Genomic DNA, 21,628 nt, shown 5'->3' on the forward strand with positions numbered 1-21,628 from the left:
GTGGCCCGCACCGAGTACTACGACGACCCGAACGCGCCCAAGCCGAACAGCATGGTCGTCGCCGCCTCCGCCGTCGTCACCGACGACCACGGGCACATCCTCCTCCAGCGCCGCCGCGACAACGACCTATGGGCACTGCCCGGCGGCGGCATGGATCTCACCGACTCCCTGCCAGGCACGGCCGTCCGCGAGGTCAAAGAGGAGACCGGCCTCGACGTGGAGATCACGGGCCTGGTCGGCACCTACACCGACCCGAAACACATCATCGCCTACACCGACGGCGAGGTCCGGCGACAGTTCAACGTCTGCTTCACCGCCCGCATCACCGGCGGCCGGCTGGAGATTTCCGACGAGTCGACCGAGCTCCGGTTCGTGCCTCCGGACGAGATCGAGCAGTTGCCGATGCACCACACCCAACGACTCAGGCTCCAGCACTTCCTGGAACACCGCGAGAAGCCGTACCTGGGCTGAACCGCCTGACGGCAGTAGCGACGGCAACACCCACGGATTTCCCCGCACAGCCACGGACACCAGCGGAACCCGAAACCGCCGCTGATCTGCGAATACGCAGATAGAGGGGGGCGCGTAGCACACGTACTATGTGCTGGCGGGGGCCACGCCGGTCCTCGTTCACAACTGCGGAGTTACGCGTGGCGGAAACGAAAGCACTTACTCTATTTCGCATGATGCGAGTGGAAGTGGTGTGATTGCCGACCTTGTAGTGACGGCATTCTGACCATGATGATGCACAACAATCCCGACAAGGGTTCGCCGCTGCGGGGTAAGGCGATGTTCGACGAGGTCATGGGCCACTTCGGGGACCGAGTTCAGGGCGTCCAGGGGATCTGGGTGTACGGAGATAACCTTGGGGGCTTCAATGAAGCTGTCCGTGGTGGTGCGAGCCTTGTGTCGGCAGCCAAGGGAACCTGGACTGGAAGGCAAGCAGCCAGATATGGCTTCACTCGTGCGAGGATCGATGACGCAGTTCCGAGGCTCGACGGGGACTTCCAGCAAGGTCGGCGCCGTTCCGGCTGGCCCAAGTTCTTCGATCGGCCTTCGGTCTTTCGGTTCATGACCTGCAATACGTCACGGCATGGGTGCACGGTGAGATTTCACTGGAAACACTGGAGGAGCACCTTCAGGCGACTCGGTAAGTCGGCCTCAGGTCATAACATTCTGTAGACATTTCGAGAGGCCCCACCGAATAGCTATTCGGTGGGGCCTCTAGGGCGTTTGACGGCAACGCTGACGTCAGCGGACGACGGCCGCGGCGGGTGGGTCGCCGTCGGTCGAGCCAAGGACATCGCCCAAGATGTAGACGGCTGGTGCTGGAGGCGGAGTCGTATGTGGGCGTAGACGTAGGCAGTGACGCCGATGTGGCCAAGGAGTTCCTTGATGACGATGAGGTCCACGCCTTGTTCCAGTAACAGGGTGGCGGTCGAGTGGCGGAGGGTGTGGAAGCGGATGCGCCGGAGCCCGGCCTGGTTGAGGAAGCGGCGGATGAGGTTGGCAGGGTCGAGAGGGCGGCCAGTGGGCGTAGAGAAGACGAGGCCGCTGTCTGTCCAAGCCGACCCTGCGGTTTCCCGCTCCTGGCGCTTCTTGAGGGAGTGGAGGCATTCGGTCGGGAGGGCGATTCGGCGTTCGGACGCGCGGGTCTTGGTGGGCAGGTGAGTGAGGCCGCCGCTTCGGGTGCGCTGGAGCGAGCGCCGGATGCTGGCCGTTCCGGTGGTGAGGTCGAGATCTTCCCAGTGGAGGGGCCCAGGAGTTCGCCCTTGCGCGGGACGGCCGCCCGCGTCGAGGCGCTGGAGCGGGCGCTGGCTGCAAGCTATCGCCTGCGACCGTCCTACGGCCGGATCGCAGGCAAGGGCCGACCAGGGGACCGACCCTTCATGTGCGTCGCGCAGGCTCACCGAGGGCGGTGGCCGGCACCAACGGGGAGCTGGACCCCCAGCGGCCCACCCTCGCGGCGGCCCCCCTCCCCACCCGGCCTCCGCGCCGCCGACCGGCAATCGCACCCACCCCGCCGCGATGCCCTCGGACGGCCTGCCCGGCGAACGGCCGCCGGGGGAAGGGCCAGACCCCTGGTGGACCGGCTCACCCCGACCCAGGTGCGACGCCTGCGCCTGCTCGTCACCCAGGATGAGGGACGGTCCCAGGTCGCCCAGTCGCTGCTGGCATTCGACGCGAACGAGACCGAGGAGTCGGTCCCGGCCGGGCTGCTGGCCCTGATCGGCAGCGTGAACGGCCCAGAGGATCTCGCCGAACGGCACGACGACTACATCCGCGAGCGGATGCGCGAGCGCTTCGGCGCCTTGGCGTGATCGCCACAGTCCTGGACACCGGCCCCCTGGCCGCCGCGTTCAACGCGGCGGACCGGCGCCACCCCGAGTGCGCCTCCCTGCTGACCTCTCTGATCGGCCGCCGTATGCTGCCCAGCCCGGTCATGACCGAGGTCTGCTGGCTCCTCGAGCGCTGGCCCCAGGTCGCAGCGGCGTTCCTCTTGGAGCAGCACGCCCCAGCGGCGCAGCAACGGGGCTGATCGCGGAGGGCGTCGATGCTGCGGGCGCAGCACTGGCAGGTGGTGCGGAGCTCGTTTGCGCTTGTAGGCAGAGCCGTCTCCGTTTGCACGGCTGCGGCGGGAAGCGGGGGGTGCTGCCTGGAGGCTGTTGTCGGCCGGAGTGGTGGTGGCGTGGAGGAACGATGCCGAGGCGGACTCACGGCAGGATGACGTTGACCTCTGTGACGCGTGGCGAAGGTCACCCCAGTGGATGGCAACCCAACGGCGTGGAGGATCATCTGACTTCTGGACTTCTGGTGCCCTGAGCGGCGCCTCCCCTTGATATAAGCGGTCGCGACGCCGGGCCCGGGCCCGGCCGCCGTTCTGGAGAGACAGTTGAAGACAGCCACGACGCTGGAGGCGGCGGAGCCCGTTTCCGGTGCCCATCAGAGACCCCGGCGCGCGGCGCCGCAGGACCTGCTCAGAAGGGTGGCCCGTCGCTGGGGACCCGCCGCCGGGGAGATCCTGGTCGCAGGGGTCGCCGCGCTCGGCTTCACCTACTGGGGCTTGAGCATCGACAACAGCCCCGTCACGCGGGTGGGGCAGGTCAGTGGGCTCTCCAGCCTTCAGTTGCGGTTCGCGGTCGTCGTGCTCGTGGTCCTCGCCGTCGTCGGGTGGGTCACCGTCCGGGGGAGCGACCGGGTCAGGCAGATCACCACCCGCCTCGCCGCCGCGGCCGTCGCCGGGCTCAGCACCGGTTTCCTCGGGGCCGGGCAGGTCTTCGCTCTGCGGGGCACGCCCTGGCCGCTGAACGGTCCCTACGGTGACAACAACCGCATCCTCGGCTGGGCCGAGGAGGTGCTGCACACCGGTGCCATGGACGCCTTCTACCCGCCGGCCGTGCCCTACACCATCGGCTACCTCGCCAAGGCCGGGCTCTTCGACGGCGAGCCCGCCCTCGCGTTCAAGTGGGTCTTCATCGCCATCGTGGCCCTCACCGGCCCCGCCGCGTATCTGCTGTGGCGCATGTGCCTCACGCCGCTGCCCGCGCTCGCCCTCGGCCTGCTGCCCGCCCTCCAGCAGACGCTCCCGCACAAGCCCTACAGCCCCTTCGTCCTCGTCCTGCTCCTGCCGCTCCTCGCGAAGCTGCTGCTGTGGCTGCGGGCCTCGCCGCGCTTCACCGCGCGCGGCACGGTCCTGCGCGGCGGTTTCCTCGGGCTGCTCTTCGGGCTGCTCTTCCTCGTCTACTCCGGCTGGCACCTGTGGTCCCTGCCGGGCGTGGTCGTCGCCGTGCTCTTCTTCTACCCCTGGCGGACCGGGCCGCTGCGCGGGCTCGTCCTCCTCGGCAGCGCGCTCGGTGGATTCCTGCTCGTCGCCGGGGTCTACCTGCGGGTGCTGCTGGGGGCGACCAGCACGCGTGACCAGTGGTGTTCCGGCTACACGCTCACCGAGCCCGCGTACATCGGCACCACCCCGCTGAGCAGCCGCGCCTGGGACGAGCCCGGCGAGTACCCGGGCTTCGGCGAGTTCTCCGGGCTGCACATGTACGCCGTGATCGTGCTGATCGGCCTCGGCTTCGCCGTCGCGCTCGGCCTGCGCAAGGCCGTGGTGGTCGCCCCGCTCGCCTGCTTCGGCAGCGCCTGGCTCATCCGTTTCTGGCTGGCCGGCCACATGGAGGCGGACCAGCAGGTGCAGCTCTTCCCGCGGACCATGATCCAGATCCAGGTGACGCTCACCGCCCTCACCGTCCTCGCCTGCGTGCTCGCCGCCCAGCGGCTCGTGCCCCTCGTCAAGCGGCTGAGGGCCGAGGAGAGGCCGTGCCAGGCGCCGCCGCAGCGGTTCACCGCGGTCGGTGTGCTCCTCGCCATGGCGCTCGCGGGCGGCATGATCGGGTCCTTCTTCAGCAACCAGTACCTGCCGACCCATCCCGACGAGAAGCTCGCGGGCACGCTGGCCTGGCAGGCCCACCAGTTCCGCAAGCCGGACGGCTCCTGCCCGAAGTACGCCGACAAGGGCACGTGCAAGCCCTTCCCCACGCGCACCGTGGCCGAGAACTTCACCGAGGTCGACCGGATGGTGTGCGAGTACCCGTGGCGGAAGGCGACCCCCCAGGGGTGGATCGTCCTCAACCGTCTCGCCAGGCCGTAGGCCCGCCTACCGGCTCATCAGTTCCGACACCTTCACGAAGCGGTAGCCCTTCGCGCGCAGTTCCGGGACGATCCGGCGGATCGCCCGCTCGGTCACCGGGGCCGCGCTGCGGGTGCAGTGCATGACGACGAGGGAACCGGGCCTCACGCCGTCGAGGACCTGGTCCGCGACCGCGTCCGCGTCCTTGGCGAAGGCGTCGCCGCTCACCACGTCCCACTGCACCGCGGTGACGCCGGCCGGGGCGAGGGCGCGGCGGGCCTCGTCGTCGTAGCAGCCGCCGGGGAAGCGGAAGTACGGCACGACGTTGGTGGCCCCGGCGTCGCGGAAGGCGTCGAAGGCGCGCTGGACGTCGGCCGCCATGTCGGGCCGGGCGACGGTCGGGAGCCCGTAGCAGGGGTTCGCGAAGGCGTAGTGGCTGAACGAGTGGTTGGCGATCTCGAAGCGGGCGTCGTTGCCGATCGACCTCGCCTGGTCCGGGTACTCCTCGGCCCAGCGGCCCGTCATGAACACGGTCGCGTCGACCTTCAGCCGGCGCAGGGTCGCGATCAGCTGCGGGTTGTCGAAGTGCTCGCCGCGGGCCGCGCGCGGTCCCTGGTCGGCCGTCATGTCGGCGTCGAAGGTGAGCGCCACGACCTTCTCGGTGCTCTTCGCCCGGTGGCTGTAGACCGGGGTCAGGCCGCCCGCGGCCGGTGCGAGCGTCGGCGGCGCCTTTCGCGCGGGGGCCGCCTGGTGGCCCGGCGCGGGTGGCGCGCCCGCCTTCGCGCTGGGCTGCCCGCCGGGCTTCCCCGTCGGCTCGGCGCCGGGGGTGGTGCCGGCGCTGGTGCCGGAAGGCCTGGCGGGGGGCGTGGCGTCGCCGGGCCGGGCCGTGTCGGCCGTGCCCCCGCCGCAGCCGACCAGTACGGCACCCAGAAGAGCCAGTGCCGATAGTTTTCGTGCAGAAATGGTCACTCGGTGAAATTAGCCGATCGAACTTCGTCATCGTGCGCGGCTCGACGCGCCGCCTCGGACGGGAGGGCCCTCAGGAGCCGCCGGGCCGCCCCGGTGCGCCTCACGACTCCAGGAGCCGCCTGCGGCACTCCGCCACGTCGAAGTCGCCCCTCGGGTACTGCGGGTCCAGTTCCGTCAGGTGTTCCAGCAGCAGGGTGCTGATCGCCCAGTTGCGGTACCACTTGCGGTCGGCGGGGACCAGGTACCAGGGCGTGCGGTCGGTCGCGCAGCGCTCCAGGGCCACCTCGTAGGCGTCCTGGTAGGCGGGCCACAGGGCGCGTTCCTCGATGTCGCCCGTGTTGAACTTCCAGTGCTTCTCCGGGTTGTCCAGGCGTTGCAGGAGCCTCTTGCGCTGCTCCTCGTACGAGATGTGGAGGAAGACCTTCACGACGGTGACGCCGCCGTCCGCCAGCCCCTTCTCGAACCCCGCGATCTCGCCGTAACGGTCCTCGATCTCGCTCCGCGGGGCCAGCTCGCGCACGCGGGCGATGAGGACGTCCTCGTAGTGCGACCGGTCGAAGATGCCGATCTCGCCCGCCTCGGGGAGCGCGTTCGTCACGCGCCACAGGAAGGGGTGCCCGCGCTCCTCCTCCGTCGGGGCCTTGAAGGCGCGGATGCGGCAGCCCGACGGGTTGAAGTGGCCGATGACGTGCTTGACCGTGCCGCCCTTGCCGCTGGTGTCCATGCCCTGGAGCACCAGGAGCAGCCGGCGCCGGTCGCCCGCGGTGCTCGCCGCGTACAGGCGTTCCTGGAGGTCCGCGAGCCGGGGGCCCAGCTCGGCGGTGGCGGCCAGACCGGCAGCCTTGCCGCCGGGGCCGCCCGGGGTCGCGGCGGCGGCGTACGAGGCGAGGTCGACGCGCTCGCCGACCGGGAGCCTGAGCCGGTCCCTCAGCGGACGCTTCTTGTCCTTCGGCATCTCTCGGCCCTCCCGTACGGCGGTCTCTTCACCGATCCTGCGCGTCGAGCGCCGGGCGCACCACCCCGAAGGCCCGGTCGAGCAGCAGCAGCGGGTCCTCCGCCGCCTCGCTGTCGGCCCACCGCTGGAGCGCCGTGTGGAAGGCGACCAGGGCCGTCCCGGCCGCGAGCCGCGGGTAGAGGTCGGTGGCCGCGTCCAGGCCCTGACGGCGGGCCAGCTCGGTCGCGAGGGTCTCGCGCCACTCGGCCTGCCGTTCCAGCAGGCGCCCGAGCAGCGCCGGGGTGCGCAGGATCAGCTGGACCACACGCAGCGCGCGGGCCGCGTGCTCGGGCGTGTCCAGGGTGCAGGCGGCGAGCGGTACGGCGACGGCGTGCCGCAGTGACGCGGACGGCGGCTCGTCGGCCGGGCGCTCCGCGAGCGCCGCGTGGATCTCGGTGCCCATGCCGGAGAGGAACTGGACGATCACGTCCTCCTTGGACGCGAAATAGCGGAAGAAGGTCCGCTTCGACACCCCGGCCTCGGCCACGATCTCGTCCACCGTCACGGCGTCGAAGCCGCGCCGGGCGAGGAGTTGGAGTGCCGCCTCGGTCAGCTCCGTCGCCACGAGGAGGCGTTTGCGCTCGGCCAGCGAGAGGTTGTCGGAGGTCATGCGGTGATCCTAGCCCGACGTGCTGACACTCGGGGCAGCTCTTGACACCGAGTGTCATGGGCGGCAGCGTGTGTCACATGACCCATGCGACAGAGCAGTGGAACGCCGACCGCATCCCCGACCTCACCGGGCGGATCTTCGTCGTCACCGGGGCCAACAGCGGCCTCGGCCTCGCCACCACCCGGGAGCTCGCCCGCCACGGCGGGCACGTCGTCCTCGCCGTCCGCGACGAGGGCAGGGGACGCGCCGCCGCGCAGCGCATCGCCGGGCAGGTCCCCGGCGCCCGGCTCGACGTCCGGCGGGTCGACCTCGCCGACCTCGACTCCGTACGGGAATGCGCCGACAAGCTGCGCGCCGAGCACCCGCGGATCGACGTGCTCGTCAACAACGCCGGTGTCATGGCGCCGCCGCGCACGCTCAGCGCCCAGGGCCACGAGCTCCAGTTCGCCGCCAACCACCTCGGCCACTTCGCCCTCACCGGGCTGCTGCTCGACCGCCTCGCGGCCGGCCGGGACCCGCGGGTCGTCACCGTCAGCAGCCTCCAGCACCGCAAGGGGCGCATCGACTTCGACGACATCGACGGGGCCCGTCGCTACTCGCCCATGGGGCACTACAACCAGGCCAAGCTCGCCAACACCGTCTTCGGTCACGAGCTGCACCTGCGCCTCACCGCCGCCGGCAGCCCGGTGCGCAGCGTCCTCGCCCACCCCGGCTACACCGCCACCAACCTCCAGAACGACACGCCCGTCGCCCTGATCCGGTGGGTGTACGGGAAGGTCCTCGGCCCGCTGCTCGCCCAGTCACCGGAGTCCGGCGCCCGGCCCCAGCTGTACGCGGCGACCGCCCCGGGCGTGGACGGCGGCGCGTTCCTCGGGCCGGACGGCCCCGGCGAACTGCGCGGCGCGCCCAAGCCGGTCGCCTACGCACCGGCGGCGACCGACCCGGAGACCGGCCGCCGCCTGTGGGACCTGTCCGAGCGGCTCACCGGCGTGCGGTACCCGCTGGGCTGATCAGGCGCCGGGCCGGGTCCGGCCCGTCGGCTCCCGGCCCGCGGGCGGCCTTCACCGGCGCCATGGGCCCCTTACCGGCCCCATGGGCCCGTCACCGCGAACGTCGTCCCCGGGGTGTAGCAGTTCACGTACATCGTCGACGCGTCCGGCGAGAACGTGACGCCCGCGAACTCGCCCCACTCCGTGGCCGCGCCGGTGGCCGATGCGAGCGCCTGGGCGTTGCGGGCCATCGCGTACACCTCGCCCTTCCGGCTCACGCCGAAGACGTGCTGCGCGCCGTCCCCGTCCTCGCAGACCATCAGGCCGCCGGCCGGCGCCAGACAGATGTTGTCGGGGGACTCGCCCGGCAGCCGCACGTCGGTGTCCGGACCGAAGACGACGACGAGGGTGAGGCGGCGCCGGTGCGGCTCGTACTTCCACACCTGCCCGAAGTGGGTGGCCGCGGAGCCGTCCCCGGCGCGGGCGAAGGAGGACACGAAGTACACCGCTCCCGGGCCGCCGCCGTTCCCGCCCCAGTAGCAGCCCTCCAGCTTCTGCGCGTGCGTGATGCCCTTCGGGCCGAAGTCCTGGAGGCGGACGGGGGTCTGCGTGGCCAGCGGATCCGGTACGGGCACCCACTCGACGCCGTCGAAGCGCGCGCCCGTCTCCTGGACCGCCGACAGGTCCGGCACGCCCGGCACCCGCATCGCCTCCAGGGTGCCGCCGGCGCGCAGCGAACCGGTGCCGCCGAGCGGTCTGTTCGGCAGGAAGCGGTAGAAGAGACCGAAGGGCTGCTGGAAGGCGTCCTCCGTCTCGTAGACGATCCCGCTCCGCGGGTCGATCGCGACGGCCTCGTGCTGGAAGCGGCCCATCGCGGTGAGCGGCACCGCGCCCGTGCGGCGCGGGTCGGCGCCGTCGACCTCGAAGACGAAGCCGTGGTCCTTGGTGTAGCCGTTGGTGCCGGCCCGGTCCTCGGTCTCCTCGCAGGTCAGCCAGGTGTTCCAGGGAGTGGGCCCGCCGGCGCAGTTGACGGCGGTGCCGGCGATGGCGACCCGTTCGCCCCGGACGTCGTTCCGGCCGTCGAGTTCGAGGGCCGTGCAGCCGCCCTTGGCCGCGGGATCGTACGTGAGGCCCTCGACGGTGGGTACGGCGGACGGCGCCGTGACGCGGTTCTCGTGGTTGCGTACGAGGTGCACCCGGCCGCGGCGGCCGGCGAAGGCGCCCATGCCGTCGTGGTTGCCGGGGACGAGGCCCTCGCCCGAGCGGAGCGGGTCGCCCTGCCGGGACAGGACCTTGTAGCGGAAGCCGGCGGGGAGGTCGAGCAGGCCGTCGGGGTCGGGGACCAGGGGGCCGTACCCGGCGTGGCGGCCGGTCGTCGGTGCGGCGACCGCGGTGCCGGCGAAGAGTTCGGAGAGGGCGCCGGAGAAGACGATGCCGGCGAGGATCTGACGTCGTGTTGCGGACATGAGGCGACCGACCCACTTCCTGTTGGCGGACAGGACTCGCACGAGCGTGGTGTGACGCGTGACCCGCACGTGTGTACCACGCACAGGGGTGGCACGGGAACCGTGCGGGTCACGCGGTGCCTCAGGGGGCGGCCGCTCAGGCCAGTTCGGCCGTCAGCGTGATCGTCGTGCCGGTCAGCGCCTGGCTGACGGGGCAGTTCTTCTTGGCGTCCTCGGCGAGCGCCTGGAACTGCTCGGCGTCCAGGCCCGGCACCTCGCCGCGCACGGTCAGGTGGATGCCGGTGATGCCCTCGCCCGGCTGGAAGGTCACGTCCGCCTTGGTCTCCAGGCGGGTCGGCGGGTTGCCGGCCTTGGCCAGGCCGTTGGAGAAGGCCATCGAGAAGCAGGACGAGTGCGCGGCGGCGATGAGCTCCTCGGGGCTGGTCCTGCCGTTGGGCTCCTCGGCCCGCGCGGGCCAGGAGACCTCGTAGGAACCGATGCCGGAGGAGTCGAGCGTGACGACGCCCTTGCCCTTGAGGAGGTCGCCCTCCCAGACGGTGTGGGCGTGACGCACGGTGGCCATGGTGTATCCCTTTCGATCGGGTATGGCCCCCAAGCTACTGCGCGACCAGTCCCTTCGCGTCCCGCGCGAGCGCGGTGAGCCGCGAGATCGCCCGGAAGTACTTCTTCCGGTAGCCGCCGTTCAGCATCTCCTCGCTGAACAGGCGGTCGAACGGCAGTCCCGAGGCGAGCACGGGTATCTCGCGGTCGTAGAGCCGGTCGGCGAGCACGACGAGGCGCAGTGCGGTCGACTGGTCGGGGACCGGCCGCACGTCGGTGAGGCAGACCGCGGTGAGGTCGTCGGTGAGCGCGCCGTAACGGCTCGGGTGCACCCGGGCCAGGTGGTCGAGCAGGTGCGGGAAGTCGTCGAGGGAGGCGCCCGGGGTCGCGTACGCGGCCTTCGTGACGATCTCGTCGGAGTACGGGGCGGGGGCCTCGGGCAGGCCGCGGTGGCGGTAGTCCTCGCCGTCGATCCGCAGCGGCCGGAAGTGCGCCGACAGGCCCTGGATCTCGCGCAGGAAGTCGGCCGCGGCGAACCGGCCCTCGCCGAGCTTGCCGGGCAGGGTGTTGGAGGTGGCGGCGAGTGCGACGCCCGCGTCGACCAGCTTGCCGAGCAGGGTGGACACGAGCACCGTGTCGCCCGGGTCGTCCAGCTCGAACTCGTCGATGCACAGCAGCCGGTGCCCGCTCAGGGTCTGCACGGTCTGCTGGAAGCCGAGGGCGCCCACCAGGTTGGTGAGCTCCACGAAGGTGCCGAAGGCCTTGAGCGAGGGCTCGGCCGGGGTGGCGTGCCAGAGGGAGGCGAGCAGGTGGGTCTTGCCGACGCCGTAGCCGCCGTCGAGGTAGACGCCGCGCGGGCCGGTCGCGGCCGGCTTCTTCGGGGCCCTGGCGAACCAGCGGCGCCTGCCCGCGCCGGAGGCGTGGGCGCCGCCGAGACCCTCGGCGAAGCCGCTGAGCACCGTGACGGCCTCGGTCTGGCTGGGCTGGTTCGGGTCCGGGATGTACGTGTCGAAGCGCACGGAGTCGAACCGGGGCGGCGGCACCATCTCCGCCACCAGGCGGTCGGCGGGGACGTGGGGCTCTCGGGAGCACAGCGAGAGCGGGGCCGCTTCGGTGGAAGCCGCTTCGGTTATGGCACGGGTCGACACAGTTCCCCACTGTAAGCGCCATGTCAGACTGCGGGGATGCGACGCCTGTTCCCTGTGACGGACATGACAGCCACCGACGGTGCCGCGGGCACGGCGGACGCCTCCGACCGGGAGTGGTCCCTCGACGAGCTCGCCGACGCCTACGCCTACCCGGCGGACGCCGCCGGCTCGCGCTGGCTGCGCGCCAACATGGTCTCCTCGCTCGACGGGGCCGGCCAGCACGAGGGCCGGTCCCAGCCGCTCTCCTCCGACACCGACATGCGGATCTTCGGGACCCTGCGGGGTCTGGCGGACGTGGTCGTCGTCGGCGCCGAGACCGTACGGAGCGAGGGCTACCGCCCGGCCCGGGCGCGGGAGGCCTTCGCGGCCCGGCGCGAGGCCGCGGGGCAGGGTCCGGCGCCGGTGATCGCCGTCGTGACGGCCTCGCTGGACCTGGACTTCTCGCTTCCGCTTTTCACCGGGCCGCTGGTGCCGACCCTGATCCTGACGGGCGCCGCGTCCTCCCCGGAGCGGCGGGCGGAGGCCGAGCGGGCGGGCGCCGAGGTGCTCATCGCCGGCGACGGCCCGGGGATCGATCCGGAACGGGCCGTCACGGCCCTCGCGGCGCGCGGTCTGCGGCGCCAGCTGACCGAGGGCGGGCCCCGTCTCCTCGGCCAGTTCGTGGCCGCGGGGGTGCTCGACGAGCTGTGCCTCACCGTCTCGCCGACCATGACCGCGGGCACCGCCCAGCGGATCGCCGGAGGCCCTGCCGTGGCGGTTCCGAAACGCTTCGCCGTGGCGTCGGTGCTGGAGCAGGACGGCTTCCTCTTCACCCGCTACCGTCGGATCTGACAATCCGCGGAATTTGTCGTTCCGCTTAGCGTCCGCTGGGCAGACTTACTCTCGCAGTCCCCGTGCGGGCACGGGGAAGGATGGTTTCCGCAGAAGGGCTCCTGAGGTGTTCACAAGCGTTCTGATGATCGAGAAGCCCCTCACGTCCGTCGACGTGGATTTCGTCACCACGCTGCACGGCGACGAGGGCGTGTCCTTCATCGTGCTGATGCAGCCGCGCGGTGACCAGGCCGATGTACTGCTGCGTGCCATCGACGACGTCGCCATGGGCGAACTGAAGGAAGCGACCCGCGAGGGCGAGGAGCCCGAGGGCAAGGAGGCGCGGCCGCTCGCCGAGCAGGCCCTGGAGGTCTCGCTCCAGGCACTGAGGAACGCGGGCTGCGAGGCCGTCGGGCAGGTGGTCGAGGACCATCCCCTGGACAAGATGAGGTCCGTCGTGGACGAGGTGAACGCCGACGAGGTGATCGTCCTGACCGCCCCGCACTACGTGGAGGAGTTCTTCCACCGCGACTGGGCGTCCCGGGCCCGCCACAAGGTCGGGGTGCCCGTCCTGAAGCTGTTCGCGCACAGCGAGTAAACGCGCACCGGCCGGCCCGCCGCCCGCGCACCCCCGGCCCCGGGCAGCACGGCACCCCGCCCCGGTCGGGTCCCCGGCCCGGCCCCCGGCCGGACCGCACTGCCGCCCTCCGGCCACCCCCTCCGCCGAGGCCCCGCCCCCCCCGCCCCGCCCCCGAGGGCGTGCCGCCCGGGGGTGGCGGTGGCAGCCACTAGGCTGGAGTCTCGACATCCACACGTACTTCCGGGGAGAGAACCGCATGGCACCCGCCATCCCTGCCGCCATGGAACGGCCGCACTTCATCGGCATCGGCGGTGCCGGAATGTCGGGCATCGCGAAGATCCTCGCCCAGCGCGGCGCCAAGGTCGCGGGCAGTGACGCCAGGGATTCCGCGACCGCCGAGTCGCTGCGCGCCCTGGGCGCCACGGTGCACATCGGTCACGCCGCCGAGCACCTGGCCGACGACGCCTCCGCCGTCGTCGTCTCCAGCGCGATCCGCGCCGACAACCCGGAGCTGGCCCGCGCCGCGGAGCTCGGCATCCCGGTCGTGCACCGCTCCGACGCGCTCGCCTCCCTCATGGACGGCCTGAGCGCGATCGCGGTCGCCGGTACGCACGGCAAGACGACGACCACCTCGATGCTGGCCGTCGCCCTCACCGAGCTGGGCCTCGACCCCTCGTACGCGATCGGCGGCGACCTCGCCGGGCCCGGCACCAACGCCCGGCACGGTGACGGCCGGGTCTTCGTGGCCGAGGCGGACGAGAGCGACCGCAGCTTCCAGAAGTACGACCCCGAGGTCGCGATCGTCCTCAACGTCGAGCTGGACCACCACGCGAACTACGCGTCGATGGACGAGATCTACGAGTCCTTCGAGGCCTTCGCCGCCAAGATCCGCCCGGGCGGCACCCTCGTCGTCGGCGAGCACTCCGGCGCCCGTGAGCTGGCCCGCCGGGTGGCCGGCCGCGAGGGGCTGACGGTGCTCACCGTCGGCGAGTCCGAGGACTCCGACGCCCGCATCCTGAAGATCGTGCCGAACGGCATGAAGAGCGAGGTCACCGTCGCGCTCGACGGGACCGAGCACACCTTCACCGTCTCCGTCCCCGGCCGTCACTACGCCCACAACGCCGCCGCGGCCCTCGCCGCCGGCTCCCGCGTGGGCATCGACCCGGCCGAGCTCGCCCAGGCCCTCACCGCCTACACCGGTGTCGGCCGGCGCCTCCAGCTCAAGGGCGAGGCCGCGGGCGTCCAGGTCATCGACTCCTACGCGCACCACCCCACCGAGATGACCGCCGACCTGGAGGCCATGCGCGGCGCCGCCGGTGCCTCACGGCTGCTGGTCGTCTTCCAGCCGCACCTCTTCTCCCGCACCCAGGAGCTGGGCCGGGAGATGGGCGAGGCCCTCGCGCTGGCCGACGCCTCGGTGGTGCTGGACATCTATCCGGCCCGCGAGGACCCGATCCCGGGCGTCACGAGCGAGCTGATCATCGCCGCGGCCCGGGCGGCCGGCGCCGACGTCACGCCCGTGGGCGACAAGGCCGCCGTCCCCGGGGCCGTCGCGGGAATGGCGAAGCCCGGTGACCTGGTTCTCACCATGGGGGCGGGTGACGTCACGGACCTGGGTCCGAAGATCCTCGCCCACCTGTCGAGCTGATCGAGGGCGGACCGGAGCCGTCCGGACCGCCGAGGGAGCGAACGATGGCGTACGAGGTCGAGAAGACCGACGAGGAATGGCAGGCGGAGCTGACGCCGTCGGAGTACCAGGTGCTCCGGCTGGCCGGCACCGAGCCCGCCTTCCGCGGTGAGTACACGGACACGAAGACCAAGGGCGTCTACTCCTGCCGGGCCTGCGGCGCCGAGCTCTTCACGTCGACGGAGAAGTTCGAGTCGCACTGCGGCTGGCCGTCCTTCTACGACCCGAAGGACAGCTCCGCCGTCGAGCTGGTCGCGGACACCTCCCACGGCATGGTCCGCACCGAGGTGCGCTGTGCCCGCTGCGGCTCCCACCTGGGCCACGTCTTCGAGGGCGAGGGCTACCCGACCCCGACCGACCAGCGGTACTGCATCAACTCGATCTCGCTGCGGCTGGAGCCGGACGAGAGCTGAGCGGTACGCACCATGGACACGCACCTGAGCCGGCCGGCGCCCCGAGCGCCGGCCGGCTCAGCCGTTCCCGGCCACCTCCTCGGCGGACCCGCACGCCGGGCAGACCCCGCGGTAGGTGACCTCCACCGCCGTCACCGTGAAGCCGTAGCGTTCCGCCTCCGGAAGTCCGTCCAGCGGATCGCCCTCCGGGTGGACGTCGCGGACGGTGCCGCAGCCCGCGCAGACCAGGTGCTGGTGCGCCCGGTGGGCGTTGGGGTCGTAGCGCTTGGCGCGGCCGACGCTCGACACCTCCAGCACCTCGCCGAGCGAGACGAGCTCGCCCAGCGTGTTGTACACCGTGGCGCGCGAGATCTCCGGCAGTCTCGCCGTGGCGCGGGAGAGCACCTCGTCCGCGGTCAGGTGGATGTGCTCGCCGTCGAGGACCTCGGCGACCACGCGGCGCTGGGCGGTCATCCGCCAGCCACGTCGGCGAAGCCGTTCCAGCAGATTGCTCATGGTCACCAGCCTTGCTGTGCGAGTAATCCGTATGAGTCCGGCTGTCGTATTGACTTGGACTGGGTCCACCATAGGATCGACTCCAGTAGTAGCCAAGAGGGTGTACGCCGGTCACACCGGTGTCGTCACCCCGACGCCTCAGTAGTTCCCGAGCTCCGCGATCCGAATGGTTCGGAAGGAAAGACCGATGTCTGAGCAGAAGCACGATCCCCTTGTCACCGAGAACGAGGCGGCGGCGGAAGGCACCGGCGGCTGCCCGGTCGCGCACGGCCGTGCCGCGCACCCCACGCAGGGCGGGGGCAACCGCCAGTGGTGGCCGGAGCGGCTCAATCTGAAGATCCTCGCCAAGAACCCCGCCGTGGCGAACCCCCTCGGTGAGGAGTTCGACTACGCGGAGGCCTTCAAGGCCCTCGACCTCGCCGCCGTCAAGCGGGACATCGCCGAGGTGCTCACCACCTCGCAGGACTGGTGGCCCGCCGACTTCGGCAACTACGGCCCGCTGATGATCCGCATGGCCTGGCACAGCGCCGGCACCTACCGCATCAGCGACGGCCGCGGCGGCGCCGGCGGCGGTCAGCAGCGCTTCGCCCCGCTGAACAGCTGGCCGGACAACGCGAGCCTGGACAAGGCCCGCCGCCTGCTGTGGCCGGTCAAGAAGAAGTACGGCAAGGCCATCTCCTGGGCCGACCTGATGGTCCTCACCGGCAACGTGGCCCTGGAGACGATGGGCTTCGAGACCTTCGGCTTCGGCGGCGGCCGCGTCGACGAGTGGGAGCCGGACGAGGACGTCTACTGGGGCCCCGAGACGGAGTGGCTGGCCGACGAGCGCTACTCCGGCGACCGCGAGCTGGAGAACCCGCTCGCCGCCGTCCAGATGGGCCTCATCTACGTCAACCCCGAGGGCCCCAACGGTAACCCGGACCCGATCGCCGCGGCCCGCGACATCCGCGAGACCTTCGCGCGCATGGCGATGAACGACGAGGAGACCGTCGCCCTCATCGCCGGCGGCCACACCTTCGGCAAGACCCACGGCGCCGGCCCCGCCGACCACGTGGGTGAGGACCCGGAGGCCGCGCCGATCGAGCAGCTCGGCCTCGGCTGGAAGAGCTCCTACGGCACGGGCGTCGGCAAGGACGCCATCACGTCCGGCCTGGAGGTCACCTGGACCGAGACGCCGACCCGGTGGGGCAACGGCTTCTTCAAGAACCTCTTCGAGTACGAGTACGAGCTCACCAAGAGCCCGGCCGGGGCCCACCAGTGGGTCGCGAAGAACGCCGAGCCGGTCATCCCCGACGCCTACGACGCGTCCAAGAAGCACCTGCCGACGATGCTCACCACCGACCTGTCGCTCAAGCTCGACCCGGTCTACGGGCCGATCTCGCGCCGCTTCTACGAGAACCCGGACCAGTTCGCGGACGCCTTCGCCCGCGCCTGGTACAAGCTCACCCACCGCGACATGGGCCCCGTCGTGCGCTACCTCGGCCCCGAGGTCCCGAGCGAGGAGCTGCTCTGGCAGGACCCGCTGCCGGCGCGCCAGGGCGAGACGATCGACGCCGCGGACGCCGCCTCCCTCAAGGAGCAGATCCTCGGTTCCGACCTCTCGGTGACCCAGCTGGTCTCCGCCGCCTGGGCCGCCGCCTCCTCCTTCCGGGGCAGCGACAAGCGCGGTGGCGCCAACGGCGGCCGCATCCGCCTGGAGCCGCAGCGCGGCTGGGAGGTCAACAACCCGGACGAGCTGGCCCAGGTGCTGCGCGTCCTGGAGGGTGTCCAGCAGTCCTTCAACGCGGCCGGCGGCAAGCAGGTCTCGATCGCCGACCTCGTCGTCCTCGCGGGCACGGCGGCCGTCGAGAAGGCCGCCAAGGACGCCGGCTTCGACGTCCAGGTCCCGTTCTCCCCGGGCCGCGTCGACGCCTCCCAGGAGCAGACGGACGTCGACTCCTTCGCCGCCCTGGAGCCGACCGCGGACGGCTTCCGCAACTACCTGGGCAAGGGCCACCGCCTCCCCGCCGAGTACCTGCTCGTCGACAAGGCGAACCTGCTCACCCTGTCCGCCCCGGAGATGACGGTCCTCGTCGGCGGTCTGCGCGCCCTGGGCGTCACCCAGCCGCAGTCCTCCCTCGGTGTCCTCACCGAGACCCCGGGCAAGCTGACGAACGACTTCTTCGTCAACCTGCTCGACCTGGACACCGTCTGGAAGTCCACCTCCGACGACCAGACCACGTTCGAGGCCCACGACGCCTCCGGCAAGGTCAGGTGGACCGGCACCCGTGCCGACCTGGTCTTCGGCGCCAACGCCGAGCTGCGCGCCGTCGCCGAGGTGTACGCCTCCGACGACGCCAAGGAGAAGTTCGTGCAGGACTTCGTCGCGGCCTGGGCCAAGGTCATGGACCTGGACCGGTTCGACCTGCGCTGAACGGCTCGCGCCTGACGGCGCGTGTACGGGCCCCGGGCGGTTCCTCCGCCCGGGGCCCGTTCCCGTCTCCCGTGCCCCGCCGCACCGGCGGTGGGGGCGCGGCCGTGCCCGTCAGCCGAAGTCGGGCACGGGGTGGTCCGGCGTCAGGGCGGCGGCGATGCGCTGCAGGATGGTGTGGGCGGTGTGGCCGGGCGGCGTGCCGGGGCCCTGGGTGGTCGACACCGCGACGGCCAGCCGCTCGGAGGGCAGGTAGGCCATCGAGGCGGAGTAGCCGAAGAACAGCGGGTGCTGGGAGACCCAGTCGCCCAGGACCAGCACGCCCAGGCCGTCGTGGGTGGCCTCGGTCTGCTCCCGGCAGACCTGCGCGGGGCACCGCTCGGTGGCGTGGCCGAGGCCGACCGTGCCGGGGTTCAGCAGCTCCCGGTAGGACTCCGGGGAGAGCAGCTCGCCCGAGCCGACGGCGACCGCCGAACGCTCCAGGTCACAGATGTCGGTGGTCTGCACGGCGCCGGGAGCGGTGGTCCAGGAGGGGTTCCAGAAGGTCGACTCCTCGTACGGCCCGCGGTCGGCGGTGAACGCATGCAGCACCGGGCGCGGGATGTCGGGCGTGAAGCTGTTGCGGGTCTCGCGCAGGCCGAGCGGGCCCGTGATCTCGCGCTGCAGCAGGACGTCGAGCCGGGTGTGGGTGATCGCCTCCAGGGCGGCACCGAGGAGGAGGAAGTTGGCGTGCGAGTAGCTCCAGTTCGTCCCCGGCTCGTACCACCGGGGCTTGGAGGCCGCGAGATCCACCAGCTCCTTCGGCGTCCACTGCCGGAACGGGTCGGCGGTGACGGCCCGCTGGAACTCGGGCAGCGGGACGTAGTCGACGAGACCGGTGGTGGACGCCCCCAGCATGCGCAGGGTGATCCTTTCGCCGTCCGGCAGGCCGGGCAGCCAGCGCGCCACGGGGTCGTCGAGCCGGACCCTGCCCTGGTCGACCAGGCGCAGCAGCGCCGTGCCCAGGTAGCTGATGGCGATGTTGCCGTTGCGGAAGTGCATGGCGGGCTCGGCCGGGACGCCCGTCATCGACTCCCCGAGCGCGGAGGTGACGAGCTCGCGTCCGCCGACGGTGACCCGCACGGTCACCGACTTCAGGTCCATCTCCGCCCTGGCCCGCTCGGCGACCCGCAGGACCTCCCGCGCCGGGCCGCGCGCGGGCCGGGGGGAACCGACGCAGTTCCCGCGGTGGTGCCCTCCGCCGTCCCCGGCGGCGCCCGCGGCCGGGACGGGCGAGCCGAGGGCGAGGAGGACGGCGAGGGCGGTGAACGCGGTCGCGGCGGCGAGGCGCGGCCGCGACGGCAGACGGGCTGGGCTCATGGCCGGAGTATCGGGGGGCCGCCTCCGTACGCCCGCCCCGTGGCGTCCGACGCGCATGAACGTCACCCGGACGTCCTGTCAGAATGACGCGGCAGAGAGGGATCAAGGGGAGGGGTCGACCGCGGCGCCACCCCGCGCGCCCAGGTCCACGTCGTGCAGCGCACGGCGAGGCCGGGCCTCCTCGTCGACGGGAGCGTCGAGGTCGGCAACACCGCGACCGCGCCCGCCGGCACCGTCTCGGCGGCCGGCGGCGGCACCCTCTACGCCCGGAACGGCGAGCTGTGGTGGCGCGGCTCGGCCGGCACCCGTACCCGCATGGCCCCGGCACAGGAAGAGAGAGAAGAACAGATGGTGCAGCTCACCCCGGACGAGTTGGTCGCGGAGTTCCAGGAGGCGGTCGTCGAGCTCTATTTCGCGCGCAAGCGGATCGTCGCCCTGGAGTCCGAGAACGCCGCCCTCAAGGCGCGGCTGTCCGCCCCGGTGCCCCCGCCGCAGGAGGCGCCCGCCGACATACCCGCCGACCCCGCCCGTGACGCCGCCGGCGGTGGGGAGCAGTGGTTCTCGGGCGTGCCGGGGGAGCCGGCGGCGTAGCGCCCGCTCCCCGCGCCGTCAGTGGACGGACAGGCCGCCGTCCACGAAGAGCGCCTGTCCGGTGACGTAGGCGGAGGCCCGGCTCGCCAGGAACACGGCGGCCCCCTCGAGGTCCTCGGCGAGCCCGTTGCGCCCGGCCATCGTGCGCGCGGCGAGCTCGGCGACCTTCGCGGCGTCGGACGACAGGCGCTCGTTGAGCGGGGTCATCACGAAGCCCGGCACCAGGGTGTTGGCGGTGACGCCGTACGGCGACCAGGCCTCGGCCTGCGACCGCGCGAGCGACTCCAGCGCGCCCTTCGACACGCCGTACGCCCCGGACTGCACGAACGCCCGGTGCGCCTGCTGCGAGGTCACGTGGATGATCCGTCCGAAGCCGCGCTCGGCCATGCCGGGCCCGAAGCGCTGCCCGAGCAGGAACGGCGCCTCCAGGTTCACGGCCATCGTCCGGTCCCAGACCTCGTCCGAGAGGTCGGACATCGGCGGACGCACGTTGATCCCGGCCGAGTTGACGAGGATGTCCGGCTCGCCGTGGAGGGCCGCGACCTCCTCGGCGACCGCCCGGACGCCCTCGCGGGTGCCGAGGTCGCCGCTGACCCAGGCCGCGGTCGCGCCGAACCCGGTCAGCTCGTCGACGGCCGCCTTCAGCTCGGCCTCGCGTCGGGCGACGATCACGACCTTCGCCCCGGCCCGCGCCAGGGCGCGGGCGATGGCCTTGCCGATCCCCGAACTGCCGCCCGTGACCAGGGCGGTACGTCCGGAGAGGGAGAACAGGTCGTCCAGGTAAGCCATTACAGCTGCTCGCAGTGCGCGACGAAGGCGCCCCAGGCGGCGGGCGCGAGCGCCAGCTGGGCGTCCTCGGGGCGCTTGGAGTCGCGGACGTGGACGGTGGTGGGGCAGGAGGCGACCTCGACGCAGTCGTCGCCGGAGCCGCTGCTGTAGGTGGACTTGTGCCAGGAGAGCGCCACTTCGACACAGTCGCCGCTGCCGCTGCTGCTGTAGCTGCTCTTGAACCAGGCCAGGTCTGGGGTGCTCATGTCGCTCCTCGCATCTGCCGCAACAGGCTCTGGGAGTCTTCCAGGGTAAGAGCCTGTGAGCGCATCCTGGCATACCGCATCTGGAGGATGCCGACGACTTTGGCCTCGCTCATCAACAGCCCGCTCTCCTGCCCCTCGCAGTATCCGTACCAGCGGTTCTCCGGCGTCTCCACCAGTCGCAGGGGCCCGCCGAGTCCCGCGTGATGCCCCCGCCCCTGCTCCATCACCTGGATCTCGATGTTCCGCCGCTCGGACATCCGCAGGATGTGCTCGATCTGTGCGCGGTGCACCTCGGTCCCGCCCGTCCGCCTCCGGAGCACGTGCTCCTCGATGATGAAGCTGTAGGCGGTGTTGGGGCGTTCCAGGAGCAGTTCGCGCCGTTCCATCCGGGCGGCGAGCTTCTCCTCGACCTCCCCGTCCCCGAGCGGCGGCAACTGCTGCTCGAACAGGGTCTTCGCGTACGGCTCGATCTGTAACAGCCCCGGAACCAGCCGGTTCTCGTACGTGTACAGACACAGCGCCGTCGCCTCCAGCCTGGCCCACCGCTGGAACCAACTGGCCAGCCCCGGCTGCCGCGACAGGTGTTTCGCCGCCGCCCGCACCACCCCGAACGCGTCCAGCAGATGCTCCGCCCGGTCGACGAACGTGGGCGACGGGAAGCGCCGCCCCTGCTCGACCGAGGCGATCGTCTCCCTCGAATACCGCACCTGCGCGGCGAACTCCTCCTGGGTGAGTCCCGCCCGTCTGCGGAACGCCTTGACCACCTCGCCGAACGCCTTCAGGCTGTCCGAGGTCTCCGGTTCCGCGATTCCGTCCGTCGTCATCACGCGCACCTCCCACCCCGCATCGTCACGGGCCGTGAGCAGTACTGTCCACCCTCCGCACTCGTACGCTGACACAGCGTACGAG

General features: G+C 71.7%; 22 protein-coding genes and 1 pseudogene. 11 read left to right on the forward strand and 12 right to left on the reverse strand.

The features are described 5' to 3' along the window. Positions 1-471, forward strand: coding sequence for an NUDIX domain-containing protein (locus tag ACGF1Z_RS30470; RefSeq protein ID WP_360378268.1), 471 nt, complete (start codon positions 1-3; stop codon positions 469-471). Positions 472-1,251: 780 nt separating this feature from the next. Here the strand turns inward: ACGF1Z_RS30470 and ACGF1Z_RS30475 are convergent. Beyond that, a pseudogene (locus ACGF1Z_RS30475) lies at positions 1,252-1,777 on the reverse strand (site-specific integrase); the annotation flags it as partial. A gap of 307 nt (positions 1,778-2,084) precedes the next feature. Here ACGF1Z_RS30475 and ACGF1Z_RS30480 point away from each other — a divergent pair. The 3 genes from ACGF1Z_RS30480 (at position 2,085) to ACGF1Z_RS30490 (ending at position 4,645) form a co-directional block, all read left to right on the forward strand. Further along, a complete protein-coding gene (locus ACGF1Z_RS30480) occupies positions 2,085-2,321 on the forward strand; it encodes a hypothetical protein (RefSeq protein WP_393009250.1) in 237 nt (78 codons plus the stop codon). Continuing rightward, positions 2,318-2,539, forward strand: a complete 222-nt coding sequence (locus ACGF1Z_RS30485) for a hypothetical protein (protein ID WP_393009251.1) — start codon at positions 2,318-2,320, stop codon at positions 2,537-2,539. The genes ACGF1Z_RS30480 and ACGF1Z_RS30485 overlap by 4 nt, the downstream gene beginning before the upstream one ends. Before the next feature lie 447 nt (positions 2,540-2,986). Next, positions 2,987-4,645, forward strand: coding sequence for a hypothetical protein (locus tag ACGF1Z_RS30490; RefSeq protein WP_393009252.1), 1,659 nt, complete (start codon positions 2,987-2,989; stop codon positions 4,643-4,645). 6 nt (positions 4,646-4,651) lie between these two features. Here the strand turns inward: ACGF1Z_RS30490 and ACGF1Z_RS30495 are convergent, their stop codons facing one another. The 3 genes from ACGF1Z_RS30495 to ACGF1Z_RS30505 all read right to left on the reverse strand — a co-directional run bounded on the left by ACGF1Z_RS30495 (position 4,652) and on the right by ACGF1Z_RS30505 (position 7,197). Further along, a complete protein-coding gene (locus ACGF1Z_RS30495) occupies positions 4,652-5,593 on the reverse strand; it encodes a polysaccharide deacetylase family protein (RefSeq protein WP_393009253.1) in 942 nt (313 codons plus the stop codon). 100 nt (positions 5,594-5,693) lie between these two features. Then, on the reverse strand, positions 5,694-6,548 hold the full coding sequence (locus ACGF1Z_RS30500; RefSeq protein ID WP_393009254.1) for a PPK2 family polyphosphate kinase: 855 nt from the start codon (positions 6,546-6,548) through the stop codon (positions 5,694-5,696). A 28-nt stretch (positions 6,549-6,576) separates the two neighbouring features. After that, complete coding sequence (locus ACGF1Z_RS30505) at positions 6,577-7,197, reverse strand: TetR family transcriptional regulator (RefSeq protein ID WP_393009255.1); 621 nt, start codon at positions 7,195-7,197, stop codon at positions 6,577-6,579. A gap of 77 nt (positions 7,198-7,274) precedes the next feature. Here ACGF1Z_RS30505 and ACGF1Z_RS30510 point away from each other — a divergent pair, with 77 nt between their 5' ends. After that, on the forward strand, positions 7,275-8,207 hold the full coding sequence (locus ACGF1Z_RS30510; protein WP_393009256.1) for an oxidoreductase: 933 nt from the start codon (positions 7,275-7,277) through the stop codon (positions 8,205-8,207). Between the two features lie 71 nt (positions 8,208-8,278). Here ACGF1Z_RS30510 and ACGF1Z_RS30515 read toward each other — a convergent pair whose 3' ends face one another. The 3 genes from ACGF1Z_RS30515 to zapE all read right to left on the reverse strand — a co-directional run bounded on the left by ACGF1Z_RS30515 (position 8,279) and on the right by zapE (position 11,340). Further along, positions 8,279-9,652, reverse strand: coding sequence for an alkaline phosphatase PhoX (locus tag ACGF1Z_RS30515; protein ID WP_393009257.1), 1,374 nt, complete (start codon positions 9,650-9,652; stop codon positions 8,279-8,281). A 136-nt stretch (positions 9,653-9,788) separates the two neighbouring features. Beyond that, the gene (locus ACGF1Z_RS30520) at positions 9,789-10,214 is read right to left on the reverse strand and encodes an OsmC family protein (protein ID WP_393009258.1); all 426 of its coding nucleotides are present in this window, start codon (positions 10,212-10,214) and stop codon (positions 9,789-9,791) included. 34 nt (positions 10,215-10,248) lie between these two features. Further along, positions 10,249-11,340 carry a cell division protein ZapE gene (gene zapE / locus ACGF1Z_RS30525; RefSeq protein WP_393009259.1) on the reverse strand — a complete coding sequence of 364 codons (1,092 nt, stop codon included), beginning with the start codon at positions 11,338-11,340 and terminating at the stop codon, positions 10,249-10,251. A gap of 36 nt (positions 11,341-11,376) precedes the next feature. Here zapE and ACGF1Z_RS30530 point away from each other — a divergent pair, with 36 nt between their 5' ends. From ACGF1Z_RS30530 to msrB, 4 genes are all read left to right on the forward strand, one after another. Further along, on the forward strand, positions 11,377-12,171 hold the full coding sequence (locus ACGF1Z_RS30530) for a pyrimidine reductase family protein (RefSeq protein WP_393009260.1): 795 nt from the start codon (positions 11,377-11,379) through the stop codon (positions 12,169-12,171). A 106-nt stretch (positions 12,172-12,277) separates the two neighbouring features. Further along, positions 12,278-12,748 (forward strand): indole-3-glycerol phosphate synthase, encoded by a 471-nt coding sequence (locus ACGF1Z_RS30535; protein ID WP_393009261.1) that lies wholly within the window; start codon positions 12,278-12,280, stop codon positions 12,746-12,748. A gap of 238 nt (positions 12,749-12,986) precedes the next feature. Further along, positions 12,987-14,378, forward strand: coding sequence for a UDP-N-acetylmuramate--L-alanine ligase (murC, locus tag ACGF1Z_RS30540; protein ID WP_393009262.1), 1,392 nt, complete (start codon positions 12,987-12,989; stop codon positions 14,376-14,378). Between the two features lie 44 nt (positions 14,379-14,422). Then, the gene (msrB, locus tag ACGF1Z_RS30545; protein ID WP_393009263.1) at positions 14,423-14,830 is read left to right on the forward strand and encodes a peptide-methionine (R)-S-oxide reductase MsrB; all 408 of its coding nucleotides are present in this window, start codon (positions 14,423-14,425) and stop codon (positions 14,828-14,830) included. Between the two features lie 57 nt (positions 14,831-14,887). Here msrB and ACGF1Z_RS30550 read toward each other — a convergent pair whose 3' ends face one another. After that, positions 14,888-15,325, reverse strand: a complete 438-nt coding sequence (locus ACGF1Z_RS30550; protein WP_393009264.1) for a Fur family transcriptional regulator — start codon at positions 15,323-15,325, stop codon at positions 14,888-14,890. Positions 15,326-15,512: 187 nt separating this feature from the next. Between ACGF1Z_RS30550 and katG the strand changes: the two genes are divergently transcribed. After that, entirely contained in the window at positions 15,513-17,738 is a 2,226-nt protein-coding gene (katG, locus tag ACGF1Z_RS30555; RefSeq protein ID WP_393009265.1) for a catalase/peroxidase HPI, read from the forward strand. Between the two features lie 111 nt (positions 17,739-17,849). Here the strand turns inward: katG and ACGF1Z_RS30560 are convergent, their stop codons facing one another. Then, a complete protein-coding gene (locus ACGF1Z_RS30560; RefSeq protein ID WP_393009266.1) occupies positions 17,850-19,094 on the reverse strand; it encodes a serine hydrolase domain-containing protein in 1,245 nt (414 codons plus the stop codon). Between the two features lie 153 nt (positions 19,095-19,247). On the opposite strand from ACGF1Z_RS30560, the gene ACGF1Z_RS30565 reads away from it, so the two are divergent. Beyond that, positions 19,248-19,685, forward strand: a complete 438-nt coding sequence (locus tag ACGF1Z_RS30565; RefSeq protein ID WP_393009267.1) for a hypothetical protein — start codon at positions 19,248-19,250, stop codon at positions 19,683-19,685. Positions 19,686-19,703: 18 nt separating this feature from the next. Here ACGF1Z_RS30565 and ACGF1Z_RS30570 read toward each other — a convergent pair whose 3' ends face one another. From ACGF1Z_RS30570 to ACGF1Z_RS30580, 3 genes are read right to left on the reverse strand one after another with little or no spacing between them, the layout of a single operon-like run. Continuing rightward, a complete protein-coding gene (locus tag ACGF1Z_RS30570) occupies positions 19,704-20,474 on the reverse strand; it encodes an SDR family NAD(P)-dependent oxidoreductase (protein ID WP_393009268.1) in 771 nt (256 codons plus the stop codon). Beyond that, positions 20,474-20,719 carry a DUF397 domain-containing protein gene (locus tag ACGF1Z_RS30575; protein WP_393009269.1) on the reverse strand — a complete coding sequence of 82 codons (246 nt, stop codon included), beginning with the start codon at positions 20,717-20,719 and terminating at the stop codon, positions 20,474-20,476. Before ACGF1Z_RS30575 ends, ACGF1Z_RS30570 begins: the two co-directional genes overlap by 1 nt. Continuing rightward, positions 20,716-21,543, reverse strand: coding sequence for a Scr1 family TA system antitoxin-like transcriptional regulator (locus ACGF1Z_RS30580; RefSeq protein ID WP_393009270.1), 828 nt, complete (start codon positions 21,541-21,543; stop codon positions 20,716-20,718). The genes ACGF1Z_RS30575 and ACGF1Z_RS30580 overlap by 4 nt, the downstream gene beginning before the upstream one ends. Positions 21,544-21,628: the final 85 nt, after the last annotated feature.

This window comes from Streptomyces sp. NPDC048018 (genome assembly GCF_043202995.1).
GTDB lineage: Bacteria > Actinomycetota > Actinomycetes > Streptomycetales > Streptomycetaceae > Streptomyces.

What these genes read in the sequence shown, in the direction of transcription:
- ACGF1Z_RS30505 (WP_393009255.1), bottom strand. Translation starts at nt 7,197, where the DNA reads ATGACCTCCGACAACCTCTCGCTGGCCGAGCGCAAACGCCTCCTCGTG.
- ACGF1Z_RS30500 (WP_393009254.1), bottom strand. Translation starts at nt 6,548, where the DNA reads ATGCCGAAGGACAAGAAGCGTCCGCTGAGGGACCGGCTCAGGCTCCCG.
- msrB (WP_393009263.1), top strand. Translation starts at nt 14,423, where the DNA reads ATGGCGTACGAGGTCGAGAAGACCGACGAGGAATGGCAGGCGGAGCTG.
- katG (WP_393009265.1), top strand. Translation starts at nt 15,513, where the DNA reads ATGTCTGAGCAGAAGCACGATCCCCTTGTCACCGAGAACGAGGCGGCG.
- ACGF1Z_RS30510 (WP_393009256.1), top strand. Translation starts at nt 7,275, where the DNA reads ATGACCCATGCGACAGAGCAGTGGAACGCCGACCGCATCCCCGACCTC.
- ACGF1Z_RS30570 (WP_393009268.1), bottom strand. Translation starts at nt 20,474, where the DNA reads ATGGCTTACCTGGACGACCTGTTCTCCCTCTCCGGACGTACCGCCCTG.
- ACGF1Z_RS30515 (WP_393009257.1), bottom strand. Translation starts at nt 9,652, where the DNA reads ATGTCCGCAACACGACGTCAGATCCTCGCCGGCATCGTCTTCTCCGGC.
- ACGF1Z_RS30580 (WP_393009270.1), bottom strand. Translation starts at nt 21,543, where the DNA reads ATGACGACGGACGGAATCGCGGAACCGGAGACCTCGGACAGCCTGAAG.
- murC (WP_393009262.1), top strand. Translation starts at nt 12,987, where the DNA reads ATGGCACCCGCCATCCCTGCCGCCATGGAACGGCCGCACTTCATCGGC.
- ACGF1Z_RS30550 (WP_393009264.1), bottom strand. Translation starts at nt 15,325, where the DNA reads ATGAGCAATCTGCTGGAACGGCTTCGCCGACGTGGCTGGCGGATGACC.
- ACGF1Z_RS30575 (WP_393009269.1), bottom strand. Translation starts at nt 20,719, where the DNA reads ATGAGCACCCCAGACCTGGCCTGGTTCAAGAGCAGCTACAGCAGCAGC.
- ACGF1Z_RS30520 (WP_393009258.1), bottom strand. Translation starts at nt 10,214, where the DNA reads ATGGCCACCGTGCGTCACGCCCACACCGTCTGGGAGGGCGACCTCCTC.
- ACGF1Z_RS30560 (WP_393009266.1), bottom strand. Translation starts at nt 19,094, where the DNA reads ATGAGCCCAGCCCGTCTGCCGTCGCGGCCGCGCCTCGCCGCCGCGACC.
- ACGF1Z_RS30530 (WP_393009260.1), top strand. Translation starts at nt 11,377, where the DNA reads ATGCGACGCCTGTTCCCTGTGACGGACATGACAGCCACCGACGGTGCC.